Here is a 13,896-nt window from a genome sequence, read left to right as displayed (position 1 = left end):
ACGGTCGTCTTCGATCTGGCGCATGCCGGCCGGCACCACCAGGACATCGACCACTTCCAGTCGCTCGCGCAGCTGGCTTTCCGCCGCCGCGCGCGCCGCAGGGTCATCGCCCTGGAGCGCCTGCAGCACCAGGGCATCCCCGGCGACACCCTGCAGCCGTCGCGTCAGACCGACCAGCAGCTGATTGAGGGAGGTGGCCTGGGCCTGCAGGGCCTGATCCGCCTGCTGCTCCTGATTGCGTGCGCCCTGCGGCTGCAACACCAGGAACCACAGCAGCACCGCGGCCAGCAGCAGGCCGGCGAGCGCCAGCAGCAGACCCGCGCCCATGCCGGGCAATGCAGCGACCCGAGGGGCCGTCTTGCGCACATCCTTGCCGTTCTTGCCCCTTGCCATGCCGTTCTTCTCCTTTATGTCACGGCGCGCCTTGCGTATCTGGCGTCAGCGGGTACCGGAGTGCCCGAAGCCGCCGGTACCGCGTTCGGTCTCGGTAAAGCTCTCGACGATGTCGAAGTGCGCCTGCACCACAGGTACGAGCATCAGCTGGGCGATACGTTCGCCGATGCTCACGGTGAAGGTGGTCTGGCCGCGATTCCAGCAGGAGACCATGAGTTCGCCCTGGTAGTCCGAGTCGATCAGGCCGACCAGATTGCCCAGCACGATGCCGTGCTTATGGCCCAGCCCCGAGCGCGGCAGGATCAGCGCCGCCAGCGACGGATCGGCGACATGGATGGCGAGCCCCGTGGGGATCAGCGCGGTCTGGCCCGGCTCCAGCACCAGTTCCTCCTGCAGCATGGCACGCAGGTCGAGGCCGGCCGAACCAGGCGTGGCGTAGGACGGCAGCGGAAAATCGCGCCCCAGGCGCGGGTCGAGGATCTTGGCTTGAAGGCTATGCATGAGTCTGAGCGGTGTCTTTGAGGTGGGTGGAAATCAGGGCGATGAGCTGGCGGGCGATCTTGCTCTTGCTGGTCTGCTCGAAGCGGATCTCGTGCAGGCCACGGTCGATCACGGTGACCGCATTGTCTTGGCTGTTGAAGCCGATGGCCGGATTGGCCACATCGTTGGCGACGATGAGGTCGAGATTCTTGTCGCGCAGCTTGCGCTGGGCGTACTCCAGCAGGTTCTGGGTTTCCGCGGCAAAGCCGACGCTGAAGGGCCGATCCGGGCGCCCCGCCAGGGTGGCGAGGATGTCCGGGTTGCGCACCAGCTCCAGCAGCAGGCCGTCGCCACGGGTAGGGTCCTTCTTCAACTTGTGCGGCGCGATGACCTCGGGGCGATAGTCCGCCACCGCCGCCGAGGCGATGAGCACGTCGCAAGGCATCAACGCCTCGCAGGCCGCCAGCATGTCGCGGGCGCTGATCACGTCGATACGCTCGACACGATCGGGCGTCGGCAGGTGCACGGGCCCGCTCACTAGGCTGACGCGGGCACCCGCCTCCGCCGCCGCTTCCGCCAGGGCGAAGCCCATGCGGCCGGAGCTGTGGTTGGTGATGTAGCGCACCGGGTCGATGTTTTCCTGGGTCGGGCCGGCGGTGATGACCACATGGCGACCGGTCAGGTCCAGGCGCTGGAAGCAGTCGGCGGCGAGCTGCGCCAGGTCGGTGGCTTCCAGCATCCGGCCGGGGCCGACGTCGCCACAGGCCTGGCTGCCACTGGCCGGGCCGAACAGCGCGATACCACGGCGGCGCAGGAGCTCGGCATTGGCCTGGGTAGCCGGATCGCGCCACATGGCCTGGTTCATGGCCGGTGCCAGGGCGACCCGGGCATCGGTGGCCAGCACCAGGGTGGTGAGCAGATCGTCCGCCATGCCCTGGGCCAGGCGCGCCATCACATCGGCGGTGGCCGGCGCGACCAGCACCAGATCGGCCCAGCGGGCCAGCTCGATATGACCCATGGCCGCTTCGGCGGCCGGATCCAGCAGATCCAGGTGCACGGGCAGCCCGGACAGTGCCTGCAGGGTCAGCGGCGTGATGAATTCGCGCCCGCCGCGGGTCAGTACCACCCGCACCTCGGCGCCCTGATCCTTGAGGCGGCGCACCAGCTCGGCGCTCTTGTAAGCGGCGATGCCACCTCCGACGCCCAGCACGATGCGTTTACGATGGAGCCGCTGCATATAGCCTTTCCGTTCTCGAACCGTCTAGAACGGGCATCGCACGGCCAATCGAGGCCTGCGCGCACCCGCGAATGATCCGGTTAAGATAGCACAGCGCCTGCAGGACGCAGGCGCCCCGCCAGACAGGGAGCGCCCCATGAGCATCAAGGATTGGCCGGCCCAGGAGCGGCCGAGGGAAAAACTGCTGGCACAGGGCGCCCAGGCCCTCACCGACGCCGAGCTACTGGCGATCTTTTTACGCACCGGCGTGGCCGGTAAAAGCGCCGTGGACCTCGCCCGCCAGCTGCTCGGGGAATTCGGCAGCCTGAGAGCCTTACTAGAGGCCGACCTTGCCGCCTTCAGCGCTCACCTCGGCCTCGGCCCGGCCAAGTACAGCCAGCTGCAGGCGGTGCTGGAAATGGGCCGCCGTCACCTCGCCGAAGGTCTCAAGCGCGACTCGGCGCTGGAAAGCCCCCAGCAGGTCCGCGACTATCTCAAGGCGCGCCTGCGCCACGAACCCCACGAAGTCTTCGGCTGCCTGTTCCTCGACACCCGCCACCGGGTACTGGCCTTCGAGGCGCTGTTCCACGGCACCATCGACGGCGCCAGCGTCTACCCCCGCCAGGTGGTCAAGCGCGCCCTCGCCCACAACGCCGCCGCCGTCATCCTCACCCACAACCACCCTTCCGGCATCGCCGAACCCAGCCAGGCCGACCGCCTGCTCACTACGCGCCTGAAGGATGCCCTGGCGCTGGTAGATGTGCGGGTGCTGGATCATTTCATCGTCGGGGATGGAGAGCCCTTGTCGATGGCGGAATATGGGTGGCTTTAGCTATTGAATCTAATGCTTTTAAAACTATTTAGAGGAATGTTTAAAAAATTTTTTATTTTGGGTCATTTTTGTTGGAACAGTTACTAGCATCATCCTTGCAAATTATAAATTTTTCTGGGCCTAAATTTGTAGGCCCTAGCAAATGCTTTCTTACTTTGCTTAAGTCCTGTCTGACATCAGGCGCATCTGGAGAATGTGAAAGCACTGCAGAGAGGTCCTCAAGAATTTCATCAGGAAGCCACAAAAAAGCTTCGAAAGTCAGCAAATTTAGCTTTTTTCGGCTCTCCGGCCATGAAAACCACTCCGATAAAAGATCAGCAATCTTTGCGGCTCTATCTCTGATTTGAATTTCTCTTTTTAACTCTTCGATGGCCTTGACTTGATCTCTAATTATCTCATCCTTGATGCGTTCCAAATCCTTTGAATACTCGTGATCTATACTCGCCCTCAAGCGATTTTCAATCTGGGTTTTTCCTAAAAACCCTATAAGAAAGGTACCTAGACCTACCCCAAACAAGGAGCATACAAAAGACCAGAACCCTTTTATTTCGGCATCCAAGATGGCATAAGAATCTTGTTATAACGTAAGCGTCCGGGTAAGTCACCGTAAGTTCCTGACATCATCCGGTTCTAGCGTCCCGCGTGAGATCCTTACCGGCCCGGCCACCATCTGTCAGGTATGCTTCCACCATTCCCTTCCGTAACTTTTTTTGACACCCCCAAAGCCTCCCAGTATCGTCCTTCCTCCCTCCTTTCCGGCTACCTCTGCCGTGAACCGCCCAGGCGTTAACTCGCGAAGCGGTCATACAAGTTGCCGACACTTTTACGGTCGCCATCTACTAGCGCGCCTCATTTCCGATATCAAGTGTAAAGGATGATTCTATGATCATTCGTCAGGCTACTAACGCCGACCATCCGCAACTGCTCAACATTTGGCTGCGCTCCGTTCGCGCCACACATCACTTCCTGCAAGAATCCGATATCGAGGCATTGCTTCCTCAGCTCCGCGATATTTACCTACCCGCTGTTGAATTATGGGTTACGGTAGATGCCGAGGACTGCCCGCTAGGGTTCATCGGGCTCAATGAAAACCACGTAGAGATGCTCTTCATCGAACCAGATCTTCGAGGGAAAGGGATTGGCCGCGCACTGCTGGATCATGCCCGCAGTCTGCGCAGTCAGATGAGTGTTGATGTGAATGAACAGAACCCTGAAGCGGTAGGGTTCTATTTACATTACGGGTTTGTTCAAACAGGTCGTTCTCCGCTGGATGGCGAGGGCCGCCCCTTCCCCTTGCTGCACTTGAGCCTGCCCGGCTAGAACTGTAGTAGTGAATCGCTCGCCCTTAAAGCGGGAGTTCGGAAGGTGAATTCGCCGGACGCTTACGTTATAACCCTATACGAGTTTTTTTATTCTACTTTCTAACAACCCCGGAAACCTCGTATACCACGTCTGATTCAACGGCGACGGATGCGGCAGTGGATAGAGCGTCAGCGTCTTGCAAGTACCCTCCTCCGTTTCCAGGGTGACCTCGATGCTGCTTTCGAAGCGGTCTTCGCTCTTCCAGAAGGCTTCCAGGCGGGCGCGTTCTTCCTTGGATTGGCCGATGCCGAACCAGAGGAAGGCTTCGCGGCCAAAGGTGATGAGCTGGGTGCCGTGCCAGTGCTCTACCAGCAGACGGCGCATCAGGGGGTGGAAGGTCTTTTTTATCCGTTCCGACCAGGCTTTGTTGCCCAGGGGTTTGTAGGGCACGGTGTTAGCCCAGAAGAATTGCTGGCTCAGGCTGCGGCTGGCCTCGAAGTCGGCCGGGGGATGGCCGTACAGGTGTTTGTAGAGGACCTTGCGGGCGATCTGGCCGCCGCTGCCGATGAAGGGCTCGCCGTACTTCACTTCTTCCCGCCCGGGATCGCGACCGAAAAAGCCCAGGGGCGCCTCGGGATCGCCCAGACCGATGATGGGGTCCAGCGGGTCCTTGGCGAATTGTTCGTAGATCGGAAGATCGACACCAGGAAGGTCGGCGGCGAGTTGGCGAAAGGCTTCGCGCTCTGCGGAAGACAGCGGCATGCAACAGATCCCCATCGAGGAATTAATCCCTCTTGTAGAGCGCTGCCTTGCGGGTGACGTTCCGTAACGACTGGCGGAGCGGCAGCCCTGAGGCGATAGGGTAAACTGCCCGGCTCGAACGACCCCTCAAGGTGAATCCCGTTGATCAATCTGCTACGCAACGGCCTCGGCCAGGTGATCGTCGGCCTGGATCTGGTGACCCGGCCGCGCAAGCTCAAGCGCAGTGAGCAGGCCCAGGCTGCCATCGAGGCGGAACTGGCGAATCTGTCGCTCTATCAGTTCCAGGCCTGCCCCTTCTGCGTGAAGACCCGCCGCGCCCTGCATCGGCTGAACCTGCCGATCCGGCTCAAGGACATCAAGAAGGACCCGCAGCTGCGTGCCGAGCTGGAACAGGGCGGTGGCCGGGTGAAGGTGCCTTGCCTGCGCATCGACGAAGGCAGCCAGAGCGTATGGATGTACGAGTCGGACGACATCATCGCCTACCTGGAGCAGCGCTACGGCGAGCGGCAGCCGGCGTGATGTCTGAGTGTTGAGCTGTAGTGGACAAGGCTGCGCCGTTGTCCACGCTACGCATTTGCCTTGGTTTGTTGGGCTTCGACGGTGGAGCTGTCTCGGCCCAACCTAAGGGGCTACAGGTCGCTTTCTTCGACCTTGCGGACCTTGCTGGCGTCCAGGGTATAGGACGCTTCGGCCAGGTCGTTATCGACCGACTCGGTGTGCAGGGTGCCTATGACCCAGTAGGGCTCATAGATGTCCGGTAGCGGCACGCCCTTGGGGTAGCGCACCAGGACGATCTGGTTCGGCGGTGGCGGTGGCACGTGGATGCAGGCGCCCGGATAGGGCACCAGGAAGAATTCGCGGAAATTGCCCTTGGCGTCGGTCTCCAGGGGCACCGGAAAACCACCCAGGCGCACGTTCTTGCCATTCAGGGCGGCCACTGTACGAGTGGAGTGCATCACCTCGGGCAGGCCATTGTCTTTCTGCTTGAGCCCGCCCGGCGAGCCGAAGCCGCCCGGCGCCTCCGGGCTGTTGTGGGTGATCTCGGGCATGGTTTCCAGGGCCCGGCGATCTTCCGCGGTGAGCAGGTCCAGCCAGTTGGTTTCGGGCGGTTCGCCCTTGGCGGCGTGAGTCAGCAGGGGCAGGCTGGCGAGCAGCAGGGTGATGAGCAGTCTGGGCATGGTCGGCAGGCTAGGCGCAAAAGTCCGAGTGTGCGGCGCGGCGGCCTAGGGGTCCAGACCCACGACCGCGAACCAGAGCGTCTTCCATAAAAAAGCCCCCGGGTCGACGGGCGACTCCGAGGGCTGAAAACCTTTGTAGCTAGGCTTCGCCGAGGCGAAGCGGCGTCTTAGCGACGCTTGGTCACCATGCCGTAGATGAACAGCACGATGATGGCACCGACCACGGCACCAATGAAGCCTGCGCCTTCACCGGCACGGTAGATGCCCATTGCCTGGCCCAGGTAGGTGGCGACCACGGAGCCGACGATGCCCAGAATGATGGTCATGATCCAGCCCATGCTGTCGTCGCCCGGCTTCAGAAAGCGGGCAACCAGGCCGACGATGAGACCGATGATGATGGTTGCGATGATGCCCATGTGAAGAATCCCCTGTTTGAGTGCTGGTAAGACAACGCCGGTCAGCAGGCGTCGTTGTACTCTCCGACCACCGGTGATCGGCTGAGGTTCAGGGGGAAAACGGCTTCCGTGCACGGAAGCCGTTTGGCATCAGTCCTGGATCAGGGCTTCCAGGGCGGCGATGCGGGTCTGCAGGGTCGCCGCGTCAGCACTGCGCAGGGTGGCGTGACCGACCTTGCGGCCGGCCTTGAAGGCCTTGCCGTAGTGGTGCAGGTGGCAGTCTTCCAGGGCGGTGACGGCCGCTACCGGCGGCACCGAACCGATGAAGTTGACCATGGCGCTCTCGCCGACCTTGGCGGTGGAGCCCAGCGGCAGGCCGGCCACGGCGCGCAGGTGGTTCTCGAACTGGCTGCACTCGGCGCCTTCGATGGTCCAGTGCCCGGAGTTATGCACGCGCGGCGCGATCTCGTTGGCCTTGAGGCCACCCTCGACCTCGAAGAACTCGAAAGCCAGCACGCCGACATAGTCGAGCTGCTCCAGCACACGGCGGGCATAGTCTTCGGCCAGGGCCTGCAGCGGGTGGTCGGAACTGGCCACCGACAGGCGCAGGATGCCGCTTTCGTGGGTGTTGTGTACCAGCGGATAGCAGGCCACCTCGCCGTCACGGCCGCGCACGGTCACCAGGGAGACCTCGCCGGTGAAGGGGACGAAGCCTTCCAGCAGCAGGGGGACGCTGCCCAGTTCGGCGAAGGCGCCGGCGACGTCTTCCGGTTGGCGCAGGACCTTCTGGCCCTTGCCGTCGTAGCCCAGGGTACGGGTCTTGAGCACCGCCGGCAGGCCGATACGGGCCACGGCGGCGTCCAGGTCGGCCTGGGACAGGACATCGGCGAACGCGGGCGTAGGAATGCCCAGGTCGCGGAACATGGACTTTTCGAACAGGCGGTCGCGGGCGATGCGCAGGGCTTCGGCCGATGGATAGACAGGTACGAACTGCGAGAGGAAGGCCACGGTTTCAGCCGGGACGCTCTCGAATTCGAAGGTCACCAGATCGACTTCATCGGCCAACTGGCGCAGGTGATCCTGGTCGCCGTAGTCGGCGCGCAGGTGTTCACCCAGGGCAGCGGCGCAGGCATCCGGCGCCGGGTCGAGAAACGCGAAGTTCATGCCCAGCGGCGTGCCGGCCAGGGCGAGCATGCGGCCCAGCTGGCCGCCACCGATGACACCGATCTTCATGCCTGCTCCCTCGGATCGGGATTGTCCAGCACGGTGCGGGTCTGCTCGTCACGGAAGGCGTTCAGCCGCTCGTGGTACTCGGGATACTTGCCACCGAGGATGCTGGCGGACAGCAGCGCGGCGTTGATGGCGCCGGCCTTGCCGATGGCCAGGGTGGCGACCGGTACACCGGCGGGCATCTGCACGATGGACAGCAGGGAGTCGACGCCCGAGAGCATGGACGACTGCACCGGCACGCCCAGCACCGGCAAGTGGGTCTTGGCGGCGCACATGCCCGGCAGGTGGGCGGCGCCACCGGCACCGGCGATGATCACCTCGATACCGCGACCGGCAGCCTCTTCGGCGTACTGGAACAGCAGGTCGGGGGTGCGGTGGGCGGAGACCACCTTCACTTCGTGGGGAATGCCCAGCTTGTCCAGCATGTCGGCGGTGTGGCTCAGGGTGGACCAGTCGGACTTGGAGCCCATGATCACGCCTACGAGTGCGCTCATCGTCGTGCCTCTGAAATGAAGAAGCCACGCGGCGGACGTGGCTTGGGAAATGAGCGGCACAGTATAGACGAAAGCGGGGCGGAGCGTGCTCCTGCGCCGGGTATCGCCTGTCGGTTGGAGGACAGGACGTGGCGCTCATGGAATGGGGGGTGGTGTGGAGTGAAAGGTACGGGCCAGAGGGCCGGGTGATTCGGGTGGGACCGCCCTGAAGAGCGCCCTCACCCCAGCCCTCTCCCGCAGGCGGGAGAGGGGGTGGATTGGCGTGTGTGGAGGCATATCGGTTTATCGCGGCCATGGGCCGCTCCTACGGTAGCGTTCGCCCCTGTAGGACCGAGCCGCTATGGCCGCGGTTGACCCTGCCTCAGATCCCTACATTCGGCAATTGCGGACGGGTTTCCAGGGCCTTGGCCATCAGGCGTTCGACGAAGGCGCGATCCGCGTCGGGCAGGGCCAGGCGGGGTGGGCGGGTCAGGGCGCGGCCGCGGCCGGCGAGTTCTTCGCAGAGCTTGATGCACTGCACCAGGTCCGGACGGGCGTCCAGGTGCAGCAGCGGCATGAACCACTCGTAGAGCGGCATGGCGTCGGCGAAGCGGCCGGCCTTGGCCAGGCGGAAGATGGTTTCGCCTTCGGTGGGGAAGATGTTGGACATGCCCGAGACCCAGCCTTCGGCGCCCACTGCGATGCTTTCCAGCACCACGTCGTCGAGGCCGGCGAAAAGCACGAAACGGTCGCCCACCTCGTTGCGCACGTCGATGAAGCGGCGGGTGTCGCCGGAGGAATCCTTGAAGCAGACGATGTTGTCGACGTCGGCCAGGGAGATGAGGATGTCCGGGGTGACGTCGTTCTTATAGATCGGCGGGTTGTTGTAGACCATCAGTGGCAGGTCGAGGGCGCTGGCCACGCTGCGAAAGTGGGCGGCGGTCTCGTGGGGCTTGGCCGAGTAGACCAGGGCCGGCATGAGCATGATGCCGTCAGCGCCGGCGCGACCTACAGCCTGGGCGGTGCGGGTGGCGTTGAGGCTAGTGAATTCGGCCACGCCACAGATCACCGGCACGCGGCCAGCGGCGGCGTCCTTGGCGACCTCCACCAGGGCGATCTTCTCTTCCAGGGTCAGGGAGGTGTTCTCGCCCACGGTGCCGCACATCACCAGACCGGAGACGCCATCGCGCACCAGGTTGCTGATCACGCCATGGGTCTGGTCCAGATTGACCGAGAAGTCATCGTTGAATTGGGTGGTGACGGCGGGAAAGACGCCGCTCCAGTTGACGCGGGGAGTGCTCATGCAGGGGTTTCCTCCAGACGCAGACGGGGCTTGAGAGAGTCGCGGTATTGCCGGGGCGACAGGCCGGTGAGACGGCGGAACTGGCGGCTAAAGGCGCTGTGGTCGGTATAGCCACAGGCCAGGGCCACTTCGGTGACGGGCAGATCGCGGGCCAGCAGGCGCGAGGCGGCGTCGAGCCGGGCCTTGTGTAGCAACTGCTGGGGCGTGAGGCGCAGGATGCGTTTGCATTGGCGTTCGAGCTGGGAGACCGACAGGCCCACCCGCTGACTCAGTTCGCCCACCGAGAGCGGCTGGGCATAGTGCTCGCGCAGATAGCGATCGACTTCGGCCACCTTGGCGTGGGCCGGATGATCGGCGGCCGGCGCCTGCAGATCGTGGGAGATGCCGGCCATGCCCATGAGTCGACCCTGGGCGTCGTGCAACGGCAATTTGCGCGTCAGGCACCAGCCGGGAGTGCGGCCGGCATAGAGGTGCAGCTCCAGCTGGTCGTCCAGCGCCAGGCCTTCGCGCAGCACACGGCGATCCTGTTCGGCGTAGGCCCCACCCAGGGGGGCGGGAAAGACTTCCTCGGCAGTCTTGCCGAGCAGTTCGCTGACGTCTTCATAACCGCAGCGCTGGGCCAGGGTTAGGTTGACCAGCACATAGCGCGCCTCCAGGTCCTTGACGAAGAACACCACGCCGGGAATGGCATCGAGCAGCGGCGCCACCAGGCTCAGGCTGGCAAGCAGCGCGGGCAGATCGGCGGGCCGGGCGCGGCTCAGGGCGTCCAGGTGGGCAGCGGCGTTCATCTCTCGTCCTCGGTCAGGGCCAGCAGGCTGTCGATACGGGTGGGTTGCAGGGGAAAGCGCGGTGCGGGCGGCGTCCAGCCCAGCAATACCCGGGTCGCCTGACCACAGATGCGACCCTGGCATGCACCCATGCCGCAACGACTGCGCAGCTTGGCCTGGGTCCAGTCGCCATGACCAACCAGGGCACCCAGCGCTACGTCCTCGCAGCGGCAGACCAGGGTATCCGGTTGAGCCAGACGGGCAATGGCGGGATTCAAGGCAAAGGTGTGGGCCAGCTGGGCGGCGAAGCGACGCCAGGGGCGTGCCTCCGGTTGCACGGCGTGGGCAGCGTCGAGCTGGCTGGTGGCGACCAGGCCGGCAATCCGTCCGGTGACCTGGGCCAGTTCGTTGCCGCCGATGCCGGTGCACTCGCCGGCCGCCAGGATGTGTGGCTGGCTGGTGCGCTGGTGCTCATCTACCGCCACCGCGCCGTCCAGGGTGGCGCAGCCCAGGCTCTGGGCCAGTTCCACGTTGGGCACCAGGCCATAACCACAGGCTAGGCGATCGCAGGCTATCTCCCAGCGACGCTCGCCCTGGCACAGGCGAACGGCTTCGAGGTGATCGGTGCCAAGCGCGGCCTCGACCCAGGTGCCGGGGCTATAGCGGGGGGTAGCTAACGTGATCGCCTGACGCAGCTTGTTCGGCCAGCGCCAGAGCCCCAGGCCGAAGTCCATCACAGCGTGGCGTCCGGCCTGTTCAGCGACCAGGGCGATGCGGGCACCCGCCTGACGTGCCGTGGCGGCACTGGCCAGCAGCAGCGGACCGGTGCCGGCGACGACGATGCGCTCATCGGCGACTTCAACGCCACCCTTGATCAACGCCTGCAGGCCGCCGGCGCCGGTCACGCCAGGCAGGGTCCAGCCGGGAAACGGCAGCAGCAGTTCGCGGGCGCCGGTGCAGAGGATGAGCGTTTCGAACGCCAGGGTACGACTGCCACAGGCGTCTTCCAGCAGCAACTGGCGCGGCCCCAGAACCGCCGCGACCCGGGTGCCGCTCAGTAGCGTCACGTCGGCCGGCAAGCTGCCGACCTCGGCCGCAACCTGCCCGACTCTGGCACGCCAGATCTGGCCGCCGGGCAAGGGATTGTCGTCCAGCAGCACCAGGTTCAGGCCGCGGCCACTGGCGGCGCGGGCGGCGGCGAGACCGGCCGGGCCGGCGCCGATGACGAGCAGATCGCAGCTCGCGCTATTCATGACAGGCGCTCCACCTGCATGCCGTCCTGGCAGCAGGTCTGGCACGCCAGACGGCGCACGCCATCGACCTGCACCCGGCATTCCTGGCAGATACCCATGCCGCAGAAAGGCGCTCGGGCCTCCCCGGTCACCGAACGGCGTGCGGCGGGGTTGCCGCTCTTGGCCAGGGCGGCGGTGAGCAGACTGCCAGGGCGGACCTCCAGGCGCTCGCCATCGATGAACAGGGTCAGCATGCCTGGCTCCTCGGGGCGGTCGTGAAACGCGCCGGTGCGAAGGGTTCCACGTGGAACGTCGAAGGCTCGCCGAATAGCCCATTGGCGATGGCTTCGGCGGTGGCCGGCGCGGTAGTGACGCCCAGGCCTTCGTGACCGACCGCCAGCCATAGACCGGGCTGGTCGGGATGAGCGCCGATCAGCGGCAGACCATCGGGGCTGGCGGCGCGCTGGCCTGTCCAGCCGCGGATCAGCGAGGTATGGGTCAGACCCGGCAGGAAGTCCAGGGCGCGACGCAGCAGTTGGCCGACCACCGCAGGTTCCACGGCCATATCCGGGCGCTCGAATTGCCGCGACGAACCAATCAGCAACTGGCCGGTGGGTCGCGGCTGGACATTGAAGGCCACCGAAGCACCGCTGCTGGCGTGAGCGCTGGCGCCGTAACCGATCTCCACCAGCTGGTGGCGGACCTGCTCGGGATAGCGGTCGGTAATCAGCAGATGGCCTTTCTTTGGCACCAGGGGCAGGTCCGGGCAGAGACTGGCGGCCTGCAGGCCGGCGGCGAGCACCACGGCATCGGCGGTCAGCCAGCGACCATTGTCCAGCCGCACGTGCTTACCTTCGACGGCGCTTACCCGGGCGCGCTGGAATTCGATCAGCGGCGAGCGCTGCAGCAACCAGGCGGCGACTACCGGGGCATAGAGCAGACCATCGCCAGGCACCTCCAGGCTGCCGGCCAGGGCGGTCAGTGCCGGTTCGGCGGCGGCGGTCGCCGCAGCGTCGAGCGGCTGGTTGGCAACGCCTTGGGCATCCAGGCGCTGACGCTTCTCTTCGATCAGATCCAGCTCAGCGGCATCGCGGGCCAGCCAGAGGGTGCCGCAGTTGCGGTAGTCGGCGGCGCCCGGCAACTGGGGCACCAGCTCACGCCAGAGTGCCAGGGAGCGGGCGCTCAAGGTCAGTTCGGCAGGGTCGTCGTCCATCACCACCAGGTGGCCCATGCCAGCGGCGGAGGCGCCAGGCAGGCCGGCGTCCAGCACCCGCACGCGACAGCCCCGTGCGGCCAGGGCCGCGGCGCAGCTGGCACCGACGATGCCGCCGCCAACGACGAGGACGTCCGCTACCGACTTCACCCCGGGATGCCCCAGGCGAAGGGATCGTCGTTGGCCAGCAGCAGGGTCGCTTCGGCCATGACATGAGCGCGCCCACGGATCACTGGCAGGATGCGGCCCTCGTCGCCCGGCTGGTAATGGGCCTCGAAACGACTGCCGATGACGCTGGCCTGATGCCAGACGGCGCCGGGTTCGAGATCGCCGTCCGCCGCCAGGCACGCCAGCTTGGCGCTGGTGCCGGTGCCACAGGGCGAGCGGTCATAGGCGCGGCCCGGGCAGAGCACATAGCTGCGGCTGTCGGCGCCGTCCGGGTCGTCGGCGAAGAGCTCGATGTGATCGATATGGCCGCCCTGCTCGCCGGTGATCCCCGCGGCCTCCAGGGCGCCGCGCAGGGCCAGGCTGAAGGTGAGCAGCTCTTCGAGGTTATCGGCGGCGACGCGCTGGCCGTGATCGGCACAGAGGAAGAACCAGTTGCCACCCCAGGCGATATCGCCGGTGACCGGGCCGTGACCGGGAATATCCACCTGCATACCCTGCCGGTAGCGATAGGCCGGGACGTTACGCACGCTGACGCTGCCATCGTCGTGCAGGGTGGCGGTGACGTCACCCACCGGCGTCTCGATCAGATGATCGCCAGGGCCGATCCGGCCGAGATGGGCCAGGGAGACGACCAGGCCGATGGTGCCGTGGCCGCACATGCCGAGGTAGCCGACCTCGTTGAAGAACACCACGCCAGCGCTGGCGGCAGGAGATACCGGCTCACAGAGCAAGGCGCCGACCAGCACCTCGTTGCCGCGCGGTTCGCGCATGCAGGCCCGCCGGAAGGCGTCATGCTCCCCGGCCAGCAGGGTGCGGCGCTGGGCCATGCTGCCCTGGCCGAGATCGGGAAAACCATCGAGGACCAGGCGGGTGGGTTCACCGCCGGTATGGGAGTCGATGACGCGGATGCGCTGCATGGCTGACCTCCGTGAGAGAGGCTCCAGTGTCGCGC

General features: G+C 65.2%; 17 protein-coding genes. 3 read left to right on the top strand and 14 right to left on the bottom strand.

Features of this window, described 5'->3' with window-relative positions; all coding sequences use genetic code 11:
* Window positions 1-438 precede the first annotated feature (438 nt).
* Together dut and coaBC are read right to left on the bottom strand one after the other, a co-directional pair.
* Window positions 439-894, bottom strand: coding sequence for a dUTP diphosphatase (gene dut, locus ACUCV0_RS12815; RefSeq protein WP_059316721.1), 456 nt, complete (start codon window positions 892-894; stop codon window positions 439-441).
* A complete protein-coding gene (coaBC, locus tag ACUCV0_RS12810; RefSeq protein WP_059316722.1) occupies window positions 887-2,110 on the bottom strand; it encodes a bifunctional phosphopantothenoylcysteine decarboxylase/phosphopantothenate--cysteine ligase CoaBC in 1,224 nt (407 codons plus the stop codon). Before coaBC ends, dut begins: the two co-directional genes overlap by 8 nt.
* Window positions 2,111-2,246: 136 nt before the next feature.
* Between coaBC and radC the strand changes: the two genes are divergently transcribed.
* The gene (radC, locus tag ACUCV0_RS12805; RefSeq protein WP_482212860.1) at window positions 2,247-2,921 is read left to right on the top strand and encodes a RadC family protein; all 675 of its coding nucleotides are present in this window, start codon (window positions 2,247-2,249) and stop codon (window positions 2,919-2,921) included.
* Window positions 2,922-2,973: 52 nt separating this feature from the next.
* Here the strand turns inward: radC and ACUCV0_RS12800 are convergent, their stop codons facing one another.
* Window positions 2,974-3,480: a hypothetical protein gene (locus ACUCV0_RS12800; RefSeq protein WP_482212859.1), complete on the bottom strand. Its 507-nt coding sequence runs from the start codon at window positions 3,478-3,480 to the stop codon at window positions 2,974-2,976.
* A 323-nt stretch (window positions 3,481-3,803) separates the two neighbouring features.
* Between ACUCV0_RS12800 and ACUCV0_RS12795 the strand changes: the two genes are divergently transcribed.
* Window positions 3,804-4,241 (top strand): acetyltransferase, encoded by a 438-nt coding sequence (locus ACUCV0_RS12795; RefSeq protein WP_271653427.1) that lies wholly within the window; start codon window positions 3,804-3,806, stop codon window positions 4,239-4,241.
* A gap of 75 nt (window positions 4,242-4,316) precedes the next feature.
* Here the strand turns inward: ACUCV0_RS12795 and ACUCV0_RS12790 are convergent, their stop codons facing one another.
* Window positions 4,317-4,985, bottom strand: a complete 669-nt coding sequence (locus ACUCV0_RS12790; protein ID WP_482212858.1) for a uracil-DNA glycosylase family protein — start codon at window positions 4,983-4,985, stop codon at window positions 4,317-4,319.
* A 141-nt stretch (window positions 4,986-5,126) separates the two neighbouring features.
* Between ACUCV0_RS12790 and ACUCV0_RS12785 the strand changes: the two genes are divergently transcribed.
* Entirely contained in the window at window positions 5,127-5,504 is a 378-nt protein-coding gene (locus ACUCV0_RS12785; RefSeq protein WP_059316742.1) for a glutaredoxin family protein, read from the top strand.
* A gap of 110 nt (window positions 5,505-5,614) precedes the next feature.
* Here the strand turns inward: ACUCV0_RS12785 and ACUCV0_RS12780 are convergent, their stop codons facing one another.
* From ACUCV0_RS12780 to ACUCV0_RS12735, 10 genes are all read right to left on the bottom strand, one after another.
* Window positions 5,615-6,163, bottom strand: coding sequence for a DUF3299 domain-containing protein (locus ACUCV0_RS12780; RefSeq protein WP_271653430.1), 549 nt, complete (start codon window positions 6,161-6,163; stop codon window positions 5,615-5,617).
* 167 nt (window positions 6,164-6,330) lie between these two features.
* Window positions 6,331-6,579: a GlsB/YeaQ/YmgE family stress response membrane protein gene (locus ACUCV0_RS12775; protein ID WP_059316743.1), complete on the bottom strand. Its 249-nt coding sequence runs from the start codon at window positions 6,577-6,579 to the stop codon at window positions 6,331-6,333.
* A gap of 129 nt (window positions 6,580-6,708) precedes the next feature.
* On the bottom strand, window positions 6,709-7,791 hold the full coding sequence (locus ACUCV0_RS12770) for a 5-(carboxyamino)imidazole ribonucleotide synthase (protein ID WP_059316744.1): 1,083 nt from the start codon (window positions 7,789-7,791) through the stop codon (window positions 6,709-6,711).
* Window positions 7,788-8,282: a 5-(carboxyamino)imidazole ribonucleotide mutase gene (purE, locus tag ACUCV0_RS12765; RefSeq protein WP_007160060.1), complete on the bottom strand. Its 495-nt coding sequence runs from the start codon at window positions 8,280-8,282 to the stop codon at window positions 7,788-7,790. Before purE ends, ACUCV0_RS12770 begins: the two co-directional genes overlap by 4 nt.
* A 361-nt stretch (window positions 8,283-8,643) precedes the next feature.
* Window positions 8,644-9,564: a dihydrodipicolinate synthase family protein gene (locus ACUCV0_RS12760; RefSeq protein WP_271653433.1), complete on the bottom strand. Its 921-nt coding sequence runs from the start codon at window positions 9,562-9,564 to the stop codon at window positions 8,644-8,646.
* Complete coding sequence (locus ACUCV0_RS12755; protein WP_059316747.1) at window positions 9,561-10,352, bottom strand: AraC family transcriptional regulator; 792 nt, start codon at window positions 10,350-10,352, stop codon at window positions 9,561-9,563. The genes ACUCV0_RS12760 and ACUCV0_RS12755 overlap by 4 nt, the downstream gene beginning before the upstream one ends.
* Window positions 10,349-11,584 carry an FAD-dependent oxidoreductase gene (locus ACUCV0_RS12750; RefSeq protein WP_482212857.1) on the bottom strand — a complete coding sequence of 412 codons (1,236 nt, stop codon included), beginning with the start codon at window positions 11,582-11,584 and terminating at the stop codon, window positions 10,349-10,351. Before ACUCV0_RS12750 ends, ACUCV0_RS12755 begins: the two co-directional genes overlap by 4 nt.
* On the bottom strand, window positions 11,581-11,817 hold the full coding sequence (locus ACUCV0_RS12745; RefSeq protein WP_059316749.1) for a (2Fe-2S)-binding protein: 237 nt from the start codon (window positions 11,815-11,817) through the stop codon (window positions 11,581-11,583). Before ACUCV0_RS12745 ends, ACUCV0_RS12750 begins: the two co-directional genes overlap by 4 nt.
* Entirely contained in the window at window positions 11,811-12,926 is a 1,116-nt protein-coding gene (locus ACUCV0_RS12740) for an NAD(P)/FAD-dependent oxidoreductase (RefSeq protein ID WP_482212856.1), read from the bottom strand. Before ACUCV0_RS12740 ends, ACUCV0_RS12745 begins: the two co-directional genes overlap by 7 nt.
* Window positions 12,923-13,861, bottom strand: coding sequence for a 4-hydroxyproline epimerase (locus ACUCV0_RS12735; protein ID WP_482212855.1), 939 nt, complete (start codon window positions 13,859-13,861; stop codon window positions 12,923-12,925). The genes ACUCV0_RS12740 and ACUCV0_RS12735 overlap by 4 nt, the downstream gene beginning before the upstream one ends.
* Between the last annotated feature and the right edge of the window lie 35 nt (window positions 13,862-13,896).

It is taken from the genome of Pseudomonas sp. VMV1 (assembly GCF_056790235.1).
The sequence above is the reverse complement of the archived record's forward strand: the minus strand, read 5'-3'. Positions and strand labels throughout refer to the sequence as shown.

Bases quoted from the DNA above. Each gene is read 5' to 3' on its own strand.
- ACUCV0_RS12735 (WP_482212855.1), bottom strand. From the start codon at position 13,861: ATGCAGCGCATCCGCGTCATCGACTCCCATACCGGCGGTGAACCCACC.
- ACUCV0_RS12745 (WP_059316749.1), bottom strand. From the start codon at position 11,817: ATGCTGACCCTGTTCATCGATGGCGAGCGCCTGGAGGTCCGCCCTGGC.
- ACUCV0_RS12750 (WP_482212857.1), bottom strand. From the start codon at position 11,584: ATGAATAGCGCGAGCTGCGATCTGCTCGTCATCGGCGCCGGCCCGGCC.
- ACUCV0_RS12770 (WP_059316744.1), bottom strand. From the start codon at position 7,791: ATGAAGATCGGTGTCATCGGTGGCGGCCAGCTGGGCCGCATGCTCGCC.
- purE (WP_007160060.1), bottom strand. From the start codon at position 8,282: ATGAGCGCACTCGTAGGCGTGATCATGGGCTCCAAGTCCGACTGGTCC.
- ACUCV0_RS12795 (WP_271653427.1), top strand. From the start codon at position 3,804: ATGATCATTCGTCAGGCTACTAACGCCGACCATCCGCAACTGCTCAAC.
- radC (WP_482212860.1), top strand. From the start codon at position 2,247: ATGAGCATCAAGGATTGGCCGGCCCAGGAGCGGCCGAGGGAAAAACTG.
- ACUCV0_RS12755 (WP_059316747.1), bottom strand. From the start codon at position 10,352: ATGAACGCCGCTGCCCACCTGGACGCCCTGAGCCGCGCCCGGCCCGCC.
- ACUCV0_RS12790 (WP_482212858.1), bottom strand. From the start codon at position 4,985: ATGCCGCTGTCTTCCGCAGAGCGCGAAGCCTTTCGCCAACTCGCCGCC.
- ACUCV0_RS12780 (WP_271653430.1), bottom strand. From the start codon at position 6,163: ATGCCCAGACTGCTCATCACCCTGCTGCTCGCCAGCCTGCCCCTGCTG.
- ACUCV0_RS12760 (WP_271653433.1), bottom strand. From the start codon at position 9,564: ATGAGCACTCCCCGCGTCAACTGGAGCGGCGTCTTTCCCGCCGTCACC.
- coaBC (WP_059316722.1), bottom strand. From the start codon at position 2,110: ATGCAGCGGCTCCATCGTAAACGCATCGTGCTGGGCGTCGGAGGTGGC.
- dut (WP_059316721.1), bottom strand. From the start codon at position 894: ATGCATAGCCTTCAAGCCAAGATCCTCGACCCGCGCCTGGGGCGCGAT.
- ACUCV0_RS12775 (WP_059316743.1), bottom strand. From the start codon at position 6,579: ATGGGCATCATCGCAACCATCATCATCGGTCTCATCGTCGGCCTGGTT.